This is a genomic window from Roseburia hominis (assembly GCA_040702975.1).
Taxonomy (GTDB): domain Bacteria; phylum Bacillota; class Clostridia; order Lachnospirales; family Lachnospiraceae; genus Allocoprococcus; species Allocoprococcus hominis_A.
Map to the genome: position 1 here is coordinate 1,434,779 of CP159990.1, position 18,668 is coordinate 1,453,446.

At 41.0% G+C, this 18,668-nt stretch carries 27 protein-coding genes; 16 read left to right on the forward strand and 11 right to left on the reverse strand.

Annotated elements, in window-relative coordinates; translation table 11 throughout:
• Nucleotides 1-35 precede the first annotated feature (35 nt).
• The 9 genes from ABXS75_06765 (at nt 36) to ABXS75_06805 (ending at nt 4,918) form a co-directional block, all read left to right on the forward strand.
• Nucleotides 36-896, forward strand: coding sequence for an alpha/beta hydrolase (locus tag ABXS75_06765; protein ID XCP86491.1), 861 nt, complete (start codon nt 36-38; stop codon nt 894-896).
• A gap of 56 nt (nt 897-952) precedes the next feature.
• Nucleotides 953-1,210, forward strand: coding sequence for a TfoX/Sxy family DNA transformation protein (locus tag ABXS75_06770; GenBank protein XCP86492.1), 258 nt, complete (start codon nt 953-955; stop codon nt 1,208-1,210).
• A 108-nt stretch (nt 1,211-1,318) separates the two neighbouring features.
• Nucleotides 1,319-1,807: a flavodoxin family protein gene (locus tag ABXS75_06775; GenBank protein ID XCP86493.1), complete on the forward strand. Its 489-nt coding sequence runs from the start codon at nt 1,319-1,321 to the stop codon at nt 1,805-1,807.
• Entirely contained in the window at nt 1,804-2,436 is a 633-nt protein-coding gene (locus tag ABXS75_06780) for a hypothetical protein (protein XCP86494.1), read from the forward strand. Before ABXS75_06775 ends, ABXS75_06780 begins: the two co-directional genes overlap by 4 nt.
• 76 nt (nt 2,437-2,512) lie before the next feature.
• Entirely contained in the window at nt 2,513-2,887 is a 375-nt protein-coding gene (locus tag ABXS75_06785; GenBank protein XCP87101.1) for a DUF3795 domain-containing protein, read from the forward strand.
• Between the two features lie 29 nt (nt 2,888-2,916).
• The gene (locus ABXS75_06790) at nt 2,917-3,042 is read left to right on the forward strand and encodes a hypothetical protein (GenBank protein ID XCP86495.1); all 126 of its coding nucleotides are present in this window, start codon (nt 2,917-2,919) and stop codon (nt 3,040-3,042) included.
• Between the two features lie 876 nt (nt 3,043-3,918).
• Nucleotides 3,919-4,149, forward strand: a complete 231-nt coding sequence (locus ABXS75_06795; protein ID XCP86496.1) for a PF20097 family protein — start codon at nt 3,919-3,921, stop codon at nt 4,147-4,149.
• Nucleotides 4,150-4,206: 57 nt separating this feature from the next.
• Entirely contained in the window at nt 4,207-4,356 is a 150-nt protein-coding gene (locus ABXS75_06800) for an AAA family ATPase (protein ID XCP86497.1), read from the forward strand.
• Nucleotides 4,357-4,486: 130 nt separating this feature from the next.
• Complete coding sequence (locus ABXS75_06805; GenBank protein XCP86498.1) at nt 4,487-4,918, forward strand: GNAT family N-acetyltransferase; 432 nt, start codon at nt 4,487-4,489, stop codon at nt 4,916-4,918.
• A 441-nt stretch (nt 4,919-5,359) separates the two neighbouring features.
• Here ABXS75_06805 and ABXS75_06810 read toward each other — a convergent pair whose 3' ends face one another.
• The 8 genes from ABXS75_06810 to ABXS75_06845 all read right to left on the reverse strand — a co-directional run bounded on the left by ABXS75_06810 (nt 5,360) and on the right by ABXS75_06845 (nt 12,074).
• Nucleotides 5,360-5,674: a DUF6618 family protein gene (locus ABXS75_06810; GenBank protein XCP86499.1), complete on the reverse strand. Its 315-nt coding sequence runs from the start codon at nt 5,672-5,674 to the stop codon at nt 5,360-5,362.
• Between the two features lie 19 nt (nt 5,675-5,693).
• Nucleotides 5,694-6,500, reverse strand: a complete 807-nt coding sequence (locus ABXS75_06815) for an AAA family ATPase (protein ID XCP86500.1) — start codon at nt 6,498-6,500, stop codon at nt 5,694-5,696.
• Nucleotides 6,500-7,768, reverse strand: a complete 1,269-nt coding sequence (locus ABXS75_06820; protein ID XCP86501.1) for a DDE-type integrase/transposase/recombinase — start codon at nt 7,766-7,768, stop codon at nt 6,500-6,502. Before ABXS75_06820 ends, ABXS75_06815 begins: the two co-directional genes overlap by 1 nt.
• Nucleotides 7,769-7,857: 89 nt before the next feature.
• A complete protein-coding gene (locus ABXS75_06825) occupies nt 7,858-8,643 on the reverse strand; it encodes a DUF6431 domain-containing protein (GenBank protein XCP86502.1) in 786 nt (261 codons plus the stop codon).
• Between the two features lie 170 nt (nt 8,644-8,813).
• Nucleotides 8,814-9,962, reverse strand: coding sequence for an FtsX-like permease family protein (locus ABXS75_06830; protein ID XCP86503.1), 1,149 nt, complete (start codon nt 9,960-9,962; stop codon nt 8,814-8,816).
• Nucleotides 9,963-9,966: 4 nt separating this feature from the next.
• Nucleotides 9,967-10,659 (reverse strand): ABC transporter ATP-binding protein, encoded by a 693-nt coding sequence (locus tag ABXS75_06835; protein XCP86504.1) that lies wholly within the window; start codon nt 10,657-10,659, stop codon nt 9,967-9,969.
• Nucleotides 10,660-10,702: 43 nt separating this feature from the next.
• Nucleotides 10,703-11,500 (reverse strand): TraX family protein, encoded by a 798-nt coding sequence (locus ABXS75_06840; protein XCP86505.1) that lies wholly within the window; start codon nt 11,498-11,500, stop codon nt 10,703-10,705.
• Nucleotides 11,493-12,074: a TetR/AcrR family transcriptional regulator gene (locus tag ABXS75_06845; GenBank protein ID XCP86506.1), complete on the reverse strand. Its 582-nt coding sequence runs from the start codon at nt 12,072-12,074 to the stop codon at nt 11,493-11,495. Before ABXS75_06845 ends, ABXS75_06840 begins: the two co-directional genes overlap by 8 nt.
• Nucleotides 12,075-12,519: 445 nt before the next feature.
• On the opposite strand from ABXS75_06845, the gene ABXS75_06850 reads away from it, so the two are divergent.
• From ABXS75_06850 to ABXS75_06870, 5 genes are all read left to right on the forward strand, one after another.
• Entirely contained in the window at nt 12,520-12,777 is a 258-nt protein-coding gene (locus ABXS75_06850) for a hypothetical protein (protein ID XCP86507.1), read from the forward strand.
• Nucleotides 12,778-12,828: 51 nt separating this feature from the next.
• A complete protein-coding gene (locus ABXS75_06855; GenBank protein ID XCP86508.1) occupies nt 12,829-13,341 on the forward strand; it encodes a GNAT family protein in 513 nt (170 codons plus the stop codon).
• 61 nt (nt 13,342-13,402) lie between these two features.
• Nucleotides 13,403-13,918 (forward strand): adenylate kinase, encoded by a 516-nt coding sequence (locus ABXS75_06860; protein ID XCP86509.1) that lies wholly within the window; start codon nt 13,403-13,405, stop codon nt 13,916-13,918.
• Between the two features lie 86 nt (nt 13,919-14,004).
• A complete protein-coding gene (locus ABXS75_06865; GenBank protein ID XCP86510.1) occupies nt 14,005-14,514 on the forward strand; it encodes a helix-turn-helix transcriptional regulator in 510 nt (169 codons plus the stop codon).
• A 26-nt stretch (nt 14,515-14,540) separates the two neighbouring features.
• Nucleotides 14,541-14,828: a hypothetical protein gene (locus ABXS75_06870; GenBank protein XCP86511.1), complete on the forward strand. Its 288-nt coding sequence runs from the start codon at nt 14,541-14,543 to the stop codon at nt 14,826-14,828.
• 22 nt (nt 14,829-14,850) lie between these two features.
• On the opposite strand, the gene ABXS75_06875 is transcribed toward ABXS75_06870, so the two are convergent.
• Genes ABXS75_06875 through ABXS75_06885 form a run of 3 tightly spaced genes read right to left on the reverse strand, consistent with a single transcriptional unit; the run spans nt 14,851 to nt 17,176 of the window.
• Complete coding sequence (locus ABXS75_06875; protein ID XCP86512.1) at nt 14,851-15,120, reverse strand: hypothetical protein; 270 nt, start codon at nt 15,118-15,120, stop codon at nt 14,851-14,853.
• Between the two features lie 35 nt (nt 15,121-15,155).
• A complete protein-coding gene (locus ABXS75_06880; GenBank protein XCP86513.1) occupies nt 15,156-16,331 on the reverse strand; it encodes an IS91 family transposase in 1,176 nt (391 codons plus the stop codon).
• Complete coding sequence (locus tag ABXS75_06885) at nt 16,328-17,176, reverse strand: site-specific integrase (protein ID XCP86514.1); 849 nt, start codon at nt 17,174-17,176, stop codon at nt 16,328-16,330. The genes ABXS75_06880 and ABXS75_06885 overlap by 4 nt, the downstream gene beginning before the upstream one ends.
• Nucleotides 17,177-17,599: 423 nt before the next feature.
• On the opposite strand from ABXS75_06885, the gene ABXS75_06890 reads away from it, so the two are divergent.
• Together ABXS75_06890 and ABXS75_06895 are read left to right on the forward strand one after the other, a co-directional pair.
• Nucleotides 17,600-18,139, forward strand: coding sequence for a helix-turn-helix transcriptional regulator (locus ABXS75_06890; GenBank protein XCP86515.1), 540 nt, complete (start codon nt 17,600-17,602; stop codon nt 18,137-18,139).
• Nucleotides 18,140-18,176: 37 nt separating this feature from the next.
• The gene (locus tag ABXS75_06895; GenBank protein XCP86516.1) at nt 18,177-18,578 is read left to right on the forward strand and encodes a hypothetical protein; all 402 of its coding nucleotides are present in this window, start codon (nt 18,177-18,179) and stop codon (nt 18,576-18,578) included.
• Nucleotides 18,579-18,668 lie beyond the last annotated feature (90 nt).

An 18,668-nucleotide genomic window follows, 5' to 3' on the forward strand; every position in this document is an offset into this window, starting at 1 on the left:
ACGAATTGGGAAATCGGTGTCTATAGGGAAGATGTATGAGTATATATAAGACAATAAACGGACGTGAAATATCGCTTGAATTATATGATAGGCAGTTATCAAAATTAGGAAAATCATTTTCAGATGTTTATGTTCAAACTTCATTTGGAAAGACGCACATAGTAGAGATTGGAAATAGTAATGAAACTCCATTGCTTGTTTTTCATGGTGGCAACAGTACTTCTGCATATAATCTGTTAATGTGCAGATTTCTGTTAGAAGATTTTCATGTATATGCAGTTGATATTATCGGACATCCCGGGAAAAGCGATGAGGTGTGCTTATCACATATAGGATACGATTATGGAAAGTGGGCAAGTGAAGTTATTGACAAATTGGGATATGATAAAATGCCTTGCTTCGGTGGCTCATTTGGTGGCGGAGTACTGGCAAAACTTATATGTGTTGCACCAGAAAAGATTGAAAAAGCGGTCTTGGTTGTTCCTGCTGGAATTAGTAATGCTTTGCCCGTATCATCAATAAAGATGATGATACCCTTATTAAAGTACCGCATAACAAAAAAAGAGAAATATCTTATAAAAACGGTTTTATGTATGGCATTAGATAAATCTATTCTTGATGAAGATACTTTAGATATAGTAAAGGATAGCTTTGACAATGTAAAAACGAAAGTTGGTATGCCAACTAATATTCAAGAAAAAAAGTTGTCTGGTTATAGTGCGCCTACACTTGTTATCGCGTCCGAAAAGGATTGTTTGTTTCCTGCTAAAAAGGTTTTATCAAGGGCAAAACGAATTTTTATAAATTGTCGAACTTATGAACTAAAAGGAAGCGGTCATATGCACGTTTTACCACCAAATATCAAAAATGTTATTGTAGACTTTTTGAAGAAATAATTATGTATATTCCTATTTTGTGGGGATAAGTAAATCATGGAAAGTTGGAGATAAACATGTCAGAATTAACATCAATGATGAATATTGGAAAAGAAATGGCGAAAAAGCTAACATCCGTTGGTATTGAATCTTCCGAGAAACTTATTGAGGTAGGTGCAAAAGACGCATTTCTTAGGCTAAAGCAGAAATATCCGAATGTGTGTCTGGTACATTTATATACTTTAGAAGGAGCAATTCATGATACAGAATTTAACAGACTTTCAGAAGATACAAAAAAAGAATTGAAAGAATTCAGCGATTTTCTGAAAAAATAGCGGTAATGTAATTTCCGGTTTATTAGGAAGAACAACATATTTGGGTTATCGATGATTGGACAAACGAATAACTATGAACCCGAATGATTTGGTCAAGGAGACATCACAATGAAACTCATCATAACAGATATTGAGAACTTTAATGTTCCCGTTGAGGGCGAATATAAGGTCATTAAACCACAGGGAGAGATCCGTCATTGTATTGGTTGTTTTGGATGCTGGGTCAAAACGCCGGGCAAGTGTGTGCTTCATGATGGTTACGAAGGAACCGGGAGCGACATGGGTAAATGTACTGAACTCATTCTGATCAGCCGCTGTTATTACGGTAGTGTAAGTCCTTTCGTAAAAATGGTACAGGATCGTGCAATCTCCTACATCCATGCGGATTTTGTGATTCGAAAAGGAAAGATGCACCATAAACGAAGATATAAAAATATCATCACGTTGTCTGCACACCTCTATGGCGAAAATATTACAGATATAGAAAAAGAAACAGCCAGAGAACTGTTGAAAGCAAATGCGGATAATTATGATGGTCTGGTAAAGGAGGTTTACTTCTATAAATCTGTAGAAGAATTGGAGGGCGTTATTTTATGAGAATTGCGTTAATCAATGGAAGTCCAAAAGTAAACAACAGTGCTAGTAGTGTACTCTTAGAAGATTTGAAAGGATATTGGGGAGAAGAAACAGAGGTTGTGAATTTTGGATTTCATTCAACTGCAGTTTCTAAAGAAGTAATCGAAGAATTGGCGAGAACAGATGCATGGGTATTTGCTTATCCTCTTTATGTGGATGGAATTCCGGGGCACCTGCTGTCCTGCTTAATTCAGTTAGAAGAAACACGTTTACAAAATCGACAGATACACATTTATGGTATTGTGAATTGTGGTTTCTACGAAGGGATACAAGCGCAATTGGCATTGAAGCTTTTACGGAATTGGAGTTTAAAGGCAGGCTTTATTTGGAGTGGCGGCATTGGTGTCGGCGGAGGCGGCGGACTGGCCATGATGCCCAAACTGGAACCCGGACGTGGACCTAAGGCGCCAATCGACAAAGCGTTAGCAGATTTTTCGGATATTATTCTTAAGAAGAAAGTACAAGAAAATAGTTATGTGTCCGTCGCTTTTCCACGTTTTCTATATAAAATGGGTGCGCAGATAGGATGGCGTCAGATGATTAAGGCAAATGGCGGGAAAAGTAAGGATTTAGGAAAAATCCCCGAATAAAATGTAACAAAAATTATTCTTGTCTTAGTATTGCAATTCCAATTTGTATGAAAAGCGAGATTCGGAGGAGTATATGATGAAAAGAGAATTTGGGATAGCAAGATGTGGTTTCGCTTGTTGCTTATGCAGTGGGAACGAACATTGCAGTGGATGCAATACAGGTGAATGTCCTGATAAAGATTGGTGTGAAAACAGAAAATGTTCCATAGAAAAACAGTATGGACATTGTTACGAATGTGAATCGGAATGCAGAAAAGGCTTACTGTCAAAGATTAAACCCTATGGATTTACATTATTTATAAAAAGATATGGAGAAAACGAGCTGTTGGATTGCCTCGAAAGAAATGAAAACAACGGAATTGTTTATCATCGTGTAGGTATAAATGGGGATTATGACAACTTCGATGACGTTGAAACATTGATTCATTTCATAAAAACAGGGCAAAGATAATTTCCATCCCTGTAGGGAGATCTTCCTATGTGAGGGATTATTGTGTGCAGGTTGATGACAGTAAGGACGGTTCTGTACCGGGACTTGGAAATGGTGGAATAGGTGACAGAGCATGGTGGCATCGTTATGGAACGGTGCCATTTTCTTTGGCATAGAATTGGTGAATGTGCAGATACTATGAAAAAAATCTGAGGTGAATCAGGTGAATCATATGGCAGTTGCTTAAACTTGTCAAAATAAGCGGATTCTGGTAGAATACAGATGGGCACTACTAGAAAAACGGTAGGCGGTTAGTCCTTCAACAGAGGGACTGGACCCTCTGATTACATAGAAATCCCTATATGGGAAATCTGGGAAAGGAGGGCAAGCTTTATGAGTGATTTTGAACTGCTCTCCATCGTACTGATGATACTTGGTATTGTGGTAACGATTTTGATTGCATACATAGATCATACAAAAAAGTAACCGCCCCAGCCCAAGGATATGGTTACTTTTTGTGACAATATAACTTTGGACTAACCGCTTATCGGTAGTGCCTTTTTCTATCCTTATTTTAGCAGACTTATTGCCAGATGTCAAATAATCCTTGATTTGCGGCCTGAAGAAAAAAAGGGGGACTTGATAACTCTCATCCCCGGTGTATAATCAAAGTATGAAAGGTATTCAGATGCAAGATCTGATGCCCTCAGTCAATTTAATTATTTATGTAAGATAATAGCATTCCTGACTTTGGACGGTACGGAATGCTATTTCTTATTATGTCTGTTGTCTATATAGGTCAATGCAAAAATCACCAAAAGTAAAGTTGATACTTCCATCGCATTCATGGGCATCACCCTCTTTCTAAATACTAGAGGGCGAAATCGAAATGCATCTGTCGTTCTGATTTAATTATACCTGCCCAGTATAGCACAGTGCATTTTACCAGGCAATAAGATATGGGTTTAAAGATACATCTGATATTGTATTTTGCAATGAAGACTGCTAAAATGAAACAAACCAATAACTCGGAATTTATGGGAGGAATGAAAATGAAGTGTCCATTTTGTGATATAGAAATGATACAAGGTTATTTGAATTGTGGTTTAGCCCTTTGGAGCACCAGAAAACATAAGATAAGCTTACTTCCAGATAGCAAGGAGCAATATGCTTTCCGCCTTAAACAACCAATGGTATCTCCAAATCATGTAAAAAGTGATTATTGCTCAAAATGCAAGCGAATGATTATTGACTGTACAGAGTATGAAAGTAACATAGAGTGACAAATGGTTTTATGCGATGTGAAGATGCTGAAAACTATTTAATAAAGGAGTTATACAATGATATTTCAAGATAATGTATTAAAAGAGTATTTAAAAAATGTCTATTTTGTAACCGGCACACCGTGTGGTGGGAAGACAACCGTATCCAGAGAATTAGCTAAAAGACATAATCTAGTAGTGTATGATATTACTAAAAAGCCTGAATGATAAAAGGTGCGAACAAATAAAGCATAGTGACTACTTTTGGGTCGAGCGCAATAAGCACAGTACTGTAGAAGATACCGTAAGAAAAGTGGAGCAGCATTTTGGATTCACGAATTCGCCGGAAATAAAAAAGGTGGGTAAAAATACAGAATTGGCAGATATGTTAATACGCTTTGTAGAGAACTTTTCCTGGGAAGTTGTGAAAGAACATACATTACGCATGCTTCGCAATTGGGAGTTTAGTGATTGGGAAACTATGTTTGTAGCACTGGCAGATAATCAAATTGTAGGAATGGCCTCTATCATGAAGACAGACTACTATCCATTACCTGAAGTTTTTCCATGGATATCCAGCATATTTGTAGATGAAAGTTATCGTGGACATAGAATTAGCGAAAAATTGATTGAGGCTGCTAATGAATATGCAAAATCAATTGGATTTGACAAGACGTATATTCCGTCGGAACATATTGGTTTATACGAGAAGTATGGATATCATTATCTTAAGGATATTGTAAACTATGGCAATGGAATAGATCGATTATATGTTAAGGAACTAGAGTAAAGGGTTTTCTTATTTGACAGGGGCTTGAAATTCCCGGCTTGCCGGAGGAACAGTTATTGAGCCTGAGGCTGATGACTTGAAAGTGATTTCCGAAAAAATGGAGGTTATAAACCTGCATTTTTAGAAGAAAGTACCGACGATATCCTTATGTATTTTCCCTTGTTTTTGCACTTGCGAGTTGAAACAAGGGAAAGTTTTTAGTTGCCAGGTATACCTAAGTGAACGTCCAGTGGACGTTCATTGTTGGACGGCAAATTGAAGGAGACATAAACGGCGAATTATTTTTCTGATTTTTATCCCGTTGACTGCGCAGTGCAACCTGCAAATGCATTCTTCTATCAAAAACGCGGCACGCTGTTGGCAACAGGGAGACTGCTCTGAAATACAAAGAGCTGTGGAATCCATTGTGGGATCCAAAGCCCATGTAAAATTCGTAATCTTTCAAATATTATCAGCCAGGGCAGGCAGATACACCAGGGCGGTGGCCACGGTTACTGCGTCTACCTTCCGCATCAGACTGCGGAGCCTTTCTTCGTTCCAGAAGATATCGGAGAAATCAGATAATTCGCACCCGATATCATGGTTGGGGATGCACAGGTAATTCCCATATTTATGCCGCCCGGCAAGGATGTGGAAGTAAGTCCCTCTCCCGCTGATTTCTGCTTCGTACTGGCCGGGAAGTTTCCGCAGCAGCGTAAGTTTTCCAGTCCAGCATTCTTTCCGTGAACCGTGCCTGAGAATACAGGTGTATTCCATAAACAGTACCCCTCCTTCCTTAGCCGAGGTTCTGGCTGCTGACGGAAGCCAGGATGACCTCTGTATCAATGACCTTCTTTTCCATCTGTGCCCCAAGTGTCAGCGCGTTGGTCATCAGGTTATCAACAAGCCTGGGACTGCCCTGGGAGTGGCTGTGGACAGCACACAGGGCTGCATGGTCAATAATGGAGGAAGCTCCGCCAGCACAGGCGATCTTGTGGAGGACATACTGCCCGACTTCCGAATCGGAGAGCCCGGAGAAGTTATAGTGGACGGTAACACGCTGCCGCAGTGCCTCATGGACGGGCTTTTTGAGCGTATTGTTCAGATGGGGCTCCCCACAGAGTATGAGAGTAAAGCAGTTGAGGGAATCATAGCCGTAATTCATGAGCATCTTGATATCCTCCAGAATGCCGGTAGAGAGATACTGTGCCTCATCGATGGCAAGGAGGAGGGGCTGCTTCTTTTCACGGTAGAGATAGAGGACCTGCTCCTGGATCGCCCGGAACATGCCGGGTTTGCCGCCTTTGGGTTCTATACCAAGCGTAGAACAGAACTGGCGGTAGAACTCCATGACACTGACGGTAGAGAGGCAGAGATACTCCATGTGGTAAAGATTCGGGTTCAGGCTTTTGGCAAAACAGCGCAGTGCGAAGGACTTGCCCATGCCGGGGCGTGCGGTGAACAGCCCGATGCCCCTGGTATCCTTGAGGTAGTCCAGCCGTGAGAGCATCTCCGAGATGTCTTTCGAGAGGAAACGGTCCTTCTCAGAGGCCATCTGTTTGTCAAAAGGGTTGAAGGCCAGCCCATAGTAAGTGCGGAACATCAGCAGGCACCTCCTATCTTTGAATAATCAATAGAAGGGGTGTTGTTACGTTTTGTCCTGCAGTTTTCATTTTTATCTGTCGGCCGGATGGGATAATGCTCCCCCTCATAAAGGATGTAGGCAGAGGACATATCGTCGGGAAGGAAGCGGATCTCAACTTTGGATGAGATGAACTGCATGGGGACGTCATAGGAGACCTTGTCGATGGAGACAGTGGAATCCTTATTCACCTTCCTGTTGATGCGGTTTAAGAAACATTCCTCCAGCCATTCCCTGGACTTTGGCATCTGTATGGCACAGCGCGTCTTCTGGTAACGTTCCATGGGGGTACAGCCGATGCCGGAATGCATGGAAGTATTGTAGGTGCGGATATAGTCCCGCAGGAGGGAATTGAACTGTGCCAGGGACGTGATGGAATCCATGTCCAGCGTATAAAGCCAGGTCTCCTTGAATGTCCTGAACTGGCGTTCGATCTTGGCCTTGCTGGCGCCGTCCCGCACTTTTGTATGAAGGAGGACCGTGCCGATGGAGCCGCAGATCAGGGAGAGCTGTTCATTTGAGTAGCTGCAGCCATTGTCGACATAGAGTTTCGCCGGAATGCCGTGGGAGGCAACTGCGTTTTTTAAAACTTTCTGGAAGTTATAGGCGTTATCGTTATAAAAAAGGCCGCCGCCCACCAGGAAACGCGAGTGGTCATCAATGATCATAATGCAGTAAACCCTCCTGCGCTGCCCGCCTTCCGTGATATAAGGGAGGTAACAGGTATCCGCCTGCCACATTTTCCCAAAGGCATCTTCCTCAAAAGCTTTCCTGTCCCTCATAGATGGATTGCGCGCCGACTTCAGGTCATGCTTTTTCACGAAGCGCTGGACGGCGCAGACGCTGACAGAGGCGGGGATAAAAGCTTCCTCCACAAGATGGCGGTGGATCTGGGTTGCGTTTAAGCGTGGGAAAGCCTCTTTCAGCCGGTAGATCTCTTCAATGGCCGTGTCCGGCAAGGCGCGTGTGGAGCCTTTGTCGGAACGTTCCCGGGGCATGAGCGCGTCAATGCCGCCATTCTGGTAAAGAGAGGCCCACTTGCTGAGGGTCTTGGGGCTGTACTGGAATACAGAGCCGTCAGGCAGGGTGAGGGGTTTTTCCGTTACCCGCTGGTAATAGGCGTTTCTGGACGCATCCGGATAAAGGCCATGGATGACCGGTGCAATGAGTGCGAGCCGGAACTGTGCCATAGCAGATGCGTCTGAAAAGTTTTTGGTGTTGTAATGCATAAAAAAATCCTCCTTTACTGTTTTCTATCAGCATATAGGAAGAACAGCCTGGAGACCATCCCTGTGTTATGTGGTGTCTGGGAAACGGTTCAGGGGCCGAACTGCTGTTGGCAGTAAGCCGCCGGATTTCTGTGGGACTGGAGGAAGGAGACAGAGAAGCGGCGGACAAAACCGGATGCAAAGCCGGAATAAGCGGGCATCCGAAAAAGGCCTTTCAGGAAAGAGAGGCCGGAGGACTCCCTGGAAGAGAGAAGGCCCAGCCACTCTTCCTTCTGCTTTTTGAACAGGGAAAGCCAATGGTAGAGCTGGTTTTGGTTAATACAGAAGCGTGCGCAGATTTTTTCTACGGAAGCAAGCCGAAGGAAATATTCCGCCAGGACACGGAGGATAAAGAAAAGGCCGTAGGAGGAATAAGGGATGATGAAATCCGGAAGGATGGCATGGGTATGGCCGCAGGAACAGACAAGGCGCAGGATACAGAGGCTGTGCCAGACAGGCTTTCCACCAACGAAATCAGCCAGGGAACGTTCATAATAGGCATGGACGGAACAAGCTCCCTTTGCCCCACAACAGGGGCAGGTCTGTAGTTCAGGCCGGAAACCGTCCATGAAGGAGTCAAAAAGCTTTTTTGATGAAGATTTTATACGAATTAACTTGCAAAACAGGGAATTATTTCTTATCATAATAAATGTCAGTGATGCCAAAGCCTCATGAGTGGGACATGATCCCGTATATGGCAGGTATGCTGGTGTATGAGAGAAAGAACGAACTGTAGGAGGGGCTGTTCTTTCTCTTTTTTGTTCCATAAAAACTATACTGGAATAGAGCAGGATGGTCAAGATAAAAGTGTGCTGTTTTTTACTGCACGCTGACATAGATAATAATTAAATGTTGAGATTTTAATTTGCTGTATTTGTGCAGGAGACAGGAACTTTAATTTGCTGGCTGACAGTTCATCTTGGTCTCCGCCAGCTACCTGATCCGGCGGCCTTGCGGAAGTACGCCTCACTTCCCTCATAGCGTGAGCATAGATGTTTTCCTCCAACTATTCAATCATTATTTCTTTAATTGAAATCCTCTTAACTTTTTCGGAATATACAAACATCAGAATTTCATAAATCATTATAAAAACAACAAGCGAAATAAGCATAACAGGAAAATCAAATTTATAAACAGGAACGCCCTCAACGTCTTTAAATACAATATCCACCATAATACGAAGCAACATGTACTGATATCCGGTTCCAATGGCAAAACCGATATAGGACATCGGCCTGTATCCACCGAGAATTGCCTTGCAGCAGTCTTTTTGTGAATAACCAAAAACCCGCATCATAGCGATTGTTTTTGTGTTTCCATTAATTACTGTTGTGATGGCAAGGAACAGTGTTGTAAATGCTAAAGCAAGACCGATAATCAGCATCATTGCCCCCATCATTTCGCTTGACAGGTCTTTCATACTAAAGGACATCTGCGTCATAGCAGAAAAGCAGAAGGAAGCAAAGATTATGAAAAATACAAGTATTTTCTTACTTTTCAAGGTGTTTCTTTTCAGATCATCCACGAAGGAACACTCGCTGAGCTTATCTGCGGCATGCTTATTTGCTTTGGTTAAGGTCTGAAAATCATTTTTCAGAAGCGATAATACAGGCTTCTTTAATTTACACCAGGCATAACCAATCGCAAGCAGAGAAAAACCAACTGTCGGTAATATCACAAAGTAAAGAAAGATGGTCGGGTGAAAGTGTATAGCGATCTCCGGAAGCATTTTATCTTCATTTTGCAGAGCATAAAACCTTGGCATCATCAGAAACGCTCCGCAAAAACCAATCGCAGTTCCAATAAACGCACTGATTCCAAATACCCAAAAGTTTTTTGCAACCTTTAGATTGGAGTACCCCAAAGCCTTTAGGATGCCAAGCTCTTTTTTGTGGGTATCAATATAGTGCTTGATGTAGAACATGAGCATAACAACCGAAGTTATGAACAAACAACCACCAGTTACAAGACAAACGACCTTTGCCGTCGATACCTGAGCGTTATAGAAAATCATAGACAATTCTGATGTTATTTCACTCTCAACTGCCTGAACGTCAAAATAAAAATTCAGGAACATCGTACATACAAGCACGGCACAGCAGGCGATGATCGAAATGCCGATGAGCTTTGAAGCATTTTTTATTCCTATAAGCATCTTATCACCATCCAATCTCATAAGCGGACTTTTGAACTGCGTTTTGGTAAATATCCGATATCTTCCCACTGTTCATTTTGATGACCGTTTTGGCCATTTCCGCAATATTTAAATTGTGCGTCACCATGACGATCGTAAAACCATACTGTTTTTTTAACTTACAGATATAGTCCAGCACCTGCCGGCCCGTCTGCTCATCCAATGCGCCTGTGGGCTCGTCCAGGAACAATATCTTTGGTTTTTTCGCCAATGCTCTTGCAACGGAAACTCTTTGCTGTTCTCCGCCTGAAAGCTCACCCGGATATTTATGCAGTTTTTCTCCAAGCCCAACTGCTTCAATAACTTTTTTATAATCTTTGTTGCCTGCTAAGTCAGCACCCATTTTCACATTTTTATCCACGCTCATGTCAGGGAGCAAATAATACTGCTGAAAAATGAATCCAACATTTTCCTTGCGAAACGCAGTCAATTCATTGTCGGAAAGCGCTGTAATATCCGTTGCACCGTAAAAGACTTTACCGCTGTCCGGGCGCTCAAGTCCCGAAATCACATTCAAAAAAGTAGATTTGCCAGAACCTGAGGCGCCGAGGATCACAACGAAATCCCCGTCCTGAATTGTAAGACTGATTCCTCGTAATACCTGAAACCGGCTTTCCCCGTTTCCGTATGATTTTATAATGTTTTTCACTTCAATCATCGTTTTTTACCCGCCTTATCTTAGATTTGTGAACATTTTCATTTTACCGGCAAAGATATTGAATAGTACCAATAACAAATAAATGTAAAAGATAATATATGTAAAACGCCCATTTCATAAAATTATTTATGCTTTTGCTTTTCCCACGTTGTCCGTTGTATAACATTAAAATCGGTATCGCCAAAACAATGCACATCTGAATACAACCATATACTTTATCTATTGCAAAGAAATATACAACAGAATAAATAAACACATAAAATATAAGCCATAACATTTGCCTTTTAAAATTTCCTCGGTTTGTTCCCATTGCCAATATACACAAAGCCGCAACGCAACTCCAATCGCTCGGAAAACTTACAATACAAATCAGTATAATTAAAATAGCTTTTAACCAATTAGCTTGCACTTTGTTGCTGTTTGCAATTCTAAGCATAACCAGTCCCCAGGCCAGTGACCACATAACGCTTGTCTGATTTAAAAAGCTTCCGTAATAAAACGGGATAAAAGATTTCCAATCGACAAAATTCATAGACGCAAATACATAAGCAAAGTGCGAGATAATTGCAAATGAGAACAGCCTTGCCGTGTATTTCCCAATATTACGAGTATAATGATATCCTTCGGCAACAAAATAACACATCATCGGACAGGTAATCCTGCCAATGATATGCATTACAATAGGTAATGCCTGCGTCGGATAACCCGAAAATACCAGCCACGCAATATGGTCTATCGTCATTGCCAAAATGGCAATTAGTTTTAATGTGTTCGCATCTAAATTCTTAAATCGAATTTGACTACTTTCATTTGGATTTGCAATTTCATTGCTTTTATCCATTGTTTTTTTCTTCCTTAATATTTTTCAAAATACTCATACATACCTCTGTAATCATTGAGTTGATTTCCTCACCTGTAAAGCGGCACATTTTGGTGGCACAAAGCGTCGCAATTCCGTGTGTATATATCCAAAGGTGATGATATAACTTTTTAGCAAAAAGTTCGTTAATTTCGTAATCGTTTTGAATGGACAAGAGAATTTCTTCATAGCTTTCCTCAATCAATGGCAGTACACCCGATAAATCAGGTATCTGTGGTTGTTCCGTCATAAAGAGAAGTTGAAAAAGCTTTGGTTCATTAACAGAAAAGAGAATATATTGCGTTCCAACGCCCTTAAAAGGATGTTCCCATGTTAACCCTTTATCGACATATTCTTTATACAATGTTTTAGCAGATTCAATCACGGCTTGCTGAACCTCGTCCATATTTTGGAATACAGTAAAAATTGGTCTTGCTGAGCTGCCGAGGTGCGCTCCCAATGCTCTGGAGGTTAAGGCTTCAAATCCATCTTCTTTGACAATAGTTAATGCGGCTTCAATAATTTCCTCTCTTGTGAATTTTGCTCTTGGCGGCATAGATTATTCCTTCCCTTTCTAAATCATCTGTTTTACATCGCTTGATTTATTATACTCGGAACTGCATATAAAGTCAATATGCGGCAGAGATTTCTCCCTGCCGATTGTCTATCTCCGCAATATAAGCGTTGAGCCTGCCGCTGGTCAAAAGCGTTGTTTTCATCATAAACGTACTTGTCCATCTTGAAATCCTCCAGTATAATATATTTGTACATATGTTACAGTTTCCCGATTGCCACTTGCTGTTATAGCTTGTGATCAGCTTTTTTTGTCTACGCTCCGCTCCGGTCGGCACAGAGCAGATGTCCACCGGACATCTTGTGCCCTTGTTTTGTCCTTATGAGGTGGTGTGGGAAGCATAAATGCGAGTGAAATCGGTATTTGATGAGGAATGTGAGTATATGAGCAAGGAAACTAAAGTAATATTTAATGGGGAGGTTAAACGATGATAAAGAGCAGTAAAATCAGTGCCGCTTTTCTTTGTTTAATTATTTTTTCAATTTGTATTATAGTTGGTTTTTTCTTTAAACCATTGTTTATTCTTGCAAGCATTGCTATGGTAGGGTATGTATGGATTGATAAACGATATTTGCGCTGCCCTTATTGTGGTGGATTTGAAAATCTGGAACGACTTTTCTATGCAAAACATCATACATACCACTGCCAATATTGCGGAAAAATTATAAAAATTGAAACAAATTAACAACTTCCAGTTTTACGAACTGGGAAATTGAAGTTTAAGGAGATAGTTAATATGACTTGTGAAATAAGGAAATGGAAATTAACAGACGCTTCCGATTTGGCGTCAGCACTTTCCAATAAACATATACAAGATAATCTTCGTGATGGATTACCATATCCCTATACAGAAAAAGACGGTATGGATTATATTTCTGCTATGCTTTCTGCAAATGAAAACGACACTTTTGCATTTGCCATTATTGTTGATAATAAAGTCATCGGTAGTATTGGTGTTTTTCGCCAAGAGAATATACATAGGCAAACTGCGGAATTAGGATATTACATTGCCGAGGAATATTGGGGCAAAGGCATTATGACAGAGGCAGTAAAGCAGATTTGTGATTATGTTTTTAAAAATAGCGATATTATTCGCATTTATGCTGAACCGTTTTCATATAATAGGGCTTCGTGTCGTGTGCTTGAAAAAGCAGGATTTCAATATGAGGGTACATTGAGAAGCAATGCCGTAAAGGGCGGCAAAGTGATTGATATGAAAATGTATGCCCGAATAAAGGAAGGGATATAAATTCTAGTTTCACGAACCGGAAAAATCGGGAGTTATTCAGTTGGATTGAAGGAGTAATCGAATGATTATTTTGATAACGGGAGCATCTCACACAGGGAAGACAGCACTTGCTCAAAAATTACTAGAAAAATACAAATACCCTTATCTATCCATAGATCATTTAAAGATGGGGCTTATTCGCAGCGGAAATACTACGCTTACCCCTGTTAGTGATGAGAAAGCATTGACGGATTATTTATGGCCAATTGTGTGTGAAATGATAAAAACAGCTATTGAAAATGAGCAAAATCTTATTGTTGAAGGCTGCTATATTCCTTTTGAGTGGTCGAAAGATTTTGAACCGGAGTATTTGAAAAACATAAAATATTATTGCTTAGTTATGAGTAAAAAATATATTACGAATCATTTTAGTGATATAAAAAAGTATGCAAATGTTGTAGAAAACAGAATGGATGATGGGTACTGTACGATAGAAACAGTACTTAGAGATAATGCCGAAATAGTGGAACAGTGTCAGAATTACAAAGTCAATTATCTTCTTATTGATGATGAATATCAAGTTGATATCGAACTATAAATTAAATGTTAATATGCGTTGCTTGTAGCAACGGGCAGTTCCTCATACAATAGCGGTAACACCTGAAAGAAAGAGAGGTTATCCCTATGTTAAACGAGAACATTAAAACAATCAGAAAATCAAAAGGACTTTCGCAAGAGGAACTTGCCATCAAGCTGAATGTAGTCCGACAAACAATCTCTAAATGGGAGAAGGGATTATCAGTTCCTGACTCTGATATGCTGATCTCCATATCGGAGGCGCTTGAAACACCCGTAAGCACTTTGCTTGGAGAAACTGTTATTGAGCCTGAGGCTGATGATTTAAAAGCGATTTCCGAAAAGCTGGAGATTATAAACCTGCAGCTTGCGCAAAGGAAGATTACGAGGCGAAAAATACTTCATTGGCTACTTATCTCAGTGTGCGTGGTCATAATAACAATTTTTGCGGCCCTAATAGTATTAAATAGTCCTTACTTAGGTTGGGATTATAGCGACCCTGAAACCGCCGTTGTCGGAGTAGCTTTTCATGCATTTGAATGGCTGTTTGTCAAGTTGGCACCGATTATCCTTATAGGGGCAATTGTTGGGATTTTCTTAACACGGAAGAAAGGATAAACCTGCATTTTTGGAAGAAAGTACCGATGACATCGGAGTTTGATATTATCTTTAGATGGATACTGTTACCTTCCTTTTTATTGGTATCGACGATTACAGTTTCAAAGAACAACTATTGGGGAAAAGGAAATTGGTTTTGCGTTATTGGTGCTGCGATGATGTTTCTTACAGTACCTTATACACAATTTACAGAAGAAATGGGAATGGTAAAATATACTTTTCGTTTTCCTAACTTTACTTATATGGCAATAGGAATATTAGTCGCATTATGTGGAGTTGGAATCGGAACCATTTGGCACAGAAAGGCGAAATGAAAATCAATAGCCGTACAACTTCTCATTTTTCAGGGAGCTTAATAAAGAGGAAAATCGTTAAGGAAAGAATCGAAGATGGTGCAAACGAAAAAGCAGCCTTGAACTCTTTGATAACTGCCCTTTCGTTTGCATCAATTTCGATTTTTCCTGGTTGAACAAAGCGCATCCGGGCGGCCGCTATATATGGGCTTTCAATTCTGACGCTCTTTGCAAAACAGTATATCGCATGCCTGTGCAGATGGAGAAAAATCCCTTTAAAATCATTTCCAGAGCACCACGAATAAGCCTCCATAGGAAGCTTTTTTGAAAATATTCAGTTGCAGGTGTTTAACATAATAGGTGTGGCTCAGGCCTTGTGTAATACCTGCCAGACGGCAGAGGAATGATGTTTCCACCGCAGGATGAGCATTTGCAGACATCCTTGTTATAGAGCAGTTTGATAATAGCGGGCGCATCAAGATCTTTAAGTCTGGAAATGTATTTCTTACAGCCAAGCAGATTGCGGCATAGTATAATCTTCTTGTTTTTATTCCGAGAAGAAAGCAGGCCGTAATGCCGAATCCGCACAAAACGTTTTGGAGGAACATGCATCAGAAATCTCCGGATGAATTCTTCCCCAGGAAGTGTAAGTTCCTTCCACTGGCCTTGATTTTTGTAATCCTTAACAGTAAACGTAACCGTGGAATCCGTCATACCCTTTATTCGGTAGTTGCTTATGGCAATCCTGTGAGTATATTTGCCAAGATATTTGATAACAGACTCCGCACCACGGAATGGCTTCTTGCAATAAGGAATCCATTCTTTGGCATAGCAGGTGTCCAAAAGTTCCATGAAGGCATAATGATTTTTGTAAGGTTCCGCTGTTCCATGGAACTCCAGCTTTCCATCCGTCCATAGCTGTTTTAGCCCGGCAAGATACTTGCCCCGAAAAACCCTGGAAATGACTTTGACAGGGAGAAAAAAATCCTCACCGTTATCTTTCCAGTGGTTCTTGGCATCCAGCCCTCCGCCTAACACGATGGTGTGGATATGGGGATGGAAATTCATCGCACTTCCCCAAGTGTGGAGAATACAGATATAACCGATGTCTGCCCCAAGGTATTTTTTATCTCTGGCAAGTTCGCTTAAAGTATCTGAAGCTGCATGATACAAGGCATTATAGAGTGACTTCTGGTTGCTGTAAATGACAGGATTTAATTCCTCAGGCACAGTGAAAACCACATGAAAGTATGGGGCGTCCAGTATATCCTCCCTGCGGGCATCTACCCACTTTTCCTTCGGAAACTCCTGACACATGGGACAACACCTGTCCCTGCAGGAATTATAATGGACGGAGATACAGCCGCAGTCCTCGCAAACACTTACATTAACACCAAATGCACCGGTTTTGCAATTCATGATGTGATAAGCTGCTTTTCGCTGTGCCGCAGACAGTTCATGAGTTTTCTCATAGTCAGAATAAAAGCGGTTAAACACATCCTGTATCGTGCAGTTTTCGCTCATGATTCACCGCCTTCCGGAGCATCAAAAGGGCTGCGGATACCAAGAAGAGTTTTGTTGCTTACATGAAGGTATATATCCGTAGAGCGGGGATCAACATGACCAAGAAGGGACTGGATATATTTGATATCCGTTCCACTTTCAAACAGGTGGCTTGCAAAACTATGGCGGCACGCATGGGAAGAAACACGGCGGGTAATACCGGCGCGTCTGGCACTTTCTTTAAAGAACTGGTTGATACTGTTCGGCTCAAGGTATCCACCGGTCCATGAGCTTGGGAAAAGAATGCCTTTCGGACGGCCGCACTGATACCAGTACTCTGTGAGAAGATCCAGATTTCTCCGGGAAAGGATCGTATACCGGTCGATCCTTCCCTTTGTCTCACGGACATGAATGGTCAAGTTGGTACGGGAAATATCATCATAGTGGAGATGGATCACCTCGGATACGCGCAATCCAGAGGAATACATGGTCGCAATGATGGCTTTATGCTTCAGGTTCGTTGTTGCATCAATGATGGCATTTATCTCCTGATGGGTAAGGACTGTTGGAAGATTACGTTCCCGCTTCATTGCAGGAATTTCATCATCGTCCCAGCGTATCTTCAATACTCTTTTGTAGAAGAACTTGATTGCTGAACGATAATGATTATGTGTTTCCGGCGATCTGCCTTCCAGACGTTTCATGGTAAGAAAGGCATCTGCATCCTCGAGTGTGAGGTCAGTAACAGGCTTATTGGTGCAGCGCAGGAAATAGCTGACATCACTGCAATACAGTTGAATGGTCCGTTCTCTAAGGTTGCGTTTTTCCGCAGCTTGGCGGATGGAATTAAAAATATCTTCGTACATTATAAAACCTCCATGAATAAGTAGTTGTTAATAGTGGCAGCTACCTATCAAGGAGGTGCATTGGCATCATAATTCCGATTGCGGAAGACACCAAAAAGTGCTATTGTATTCATAGGCAGTGGGAGTCTCCGTGTTTGATTGTTTTGTGTGGTAACTGAACAATACCGTATTACGGGAGATTTTTCCACTGCTTTTTATTTGTTGTTAAAGAAAAACTGCGCCCCAGCCTTGGCAGGCCATCGCGCAGCGATTTTGTTCAATCGGGATTTACAAAAGAGGATTACTAAGATAATTTCAGAATATTTGGGATAAAAATGAAATCGCAACTTCAAGTAGCGAAAACGCAAACATAGGTTGGTAGTAACTATTGAGGTTTGTTTATATAGTATTATTATCTCAAAATTGTGAATGGAGGTAATTAGTATGAGCTTTGCAGAAAATTTACAGAAAATCAGGAAAGAAAAACATCTTTCTCAGGAAGAATTGGCAGAAATGCTAGATGTTAGCAGGCAGGCTGTTTCAAAATGGGAACAAGGAACAGGTTATCCGGAAGTAGATAAATTATTAATTCTATCACGTGAACTGAACTTATCATTGGACAGTCTTATGGCAACCGAAATCGCGCAAGGAAAAGCTGATGAACCTGACAAGGCAACAGGAATTATTACAATTTCATCGCCGCATGAACACGTTGTTGCGAAGTGTTACAAGGTGATGTCTTCGCAAAAGTTCAAGGGAGGAAAGAAATCCCCACAGTATGCTTTATATGCTGCCAGTAGTGATGGAATATCACTTTGGGGAGCATCAAATACATTTTTGGCGTGGTACGCTAATGCGGAACAATTGGAAAAGGAAATTGCCAAAATAGAGGATGCTATCTTCCGCGGAATACCAACTTATGAACTGAAATATAGCGTAAAAGTTGAAAAGAAATTCTTTGGCTTAAAAATGTTAGATGATTAGAAGCTATAGATGAAGACTAAACTTGTGGAGAGGGTTTATGAAGTGGCTGAAAAGATTTGGGATAGCGATTTTGGTTTTGCCGATTATCCTATTAGTGATTTTGGGGGGATATGAAGTTTTTGGTATGTGCATAAACCATATTGCGACCCAAAAACAAACCCATACATTGCAGATGAACTTAGAAAATGAAATTTCTGATATTGAGATTGTAAATGCCTATTCAGAAACCGGAAATACATCAGGAACTGGAAACCATGTCGACTGCCTGTCCTCTATAACATTTTCAACAGATATGCAAAAAACTGAAATAGAGGATTGTATGTCGAATTACTATGTGTTTGATGAATCGAGTTGCTATGTGAATAAAACAGAAGATGGGTATTACGTAATTTATATCAATACATCAGCTCCGTTTGTGGATAATATAGAAGGACACTAACTTAAACCATTTGTATCCGTCATACCCGTTGAAATCTCCTTCATTTTGCGATAGAATGAAGGAGATAAATTGAACACTATTTGCACCGCG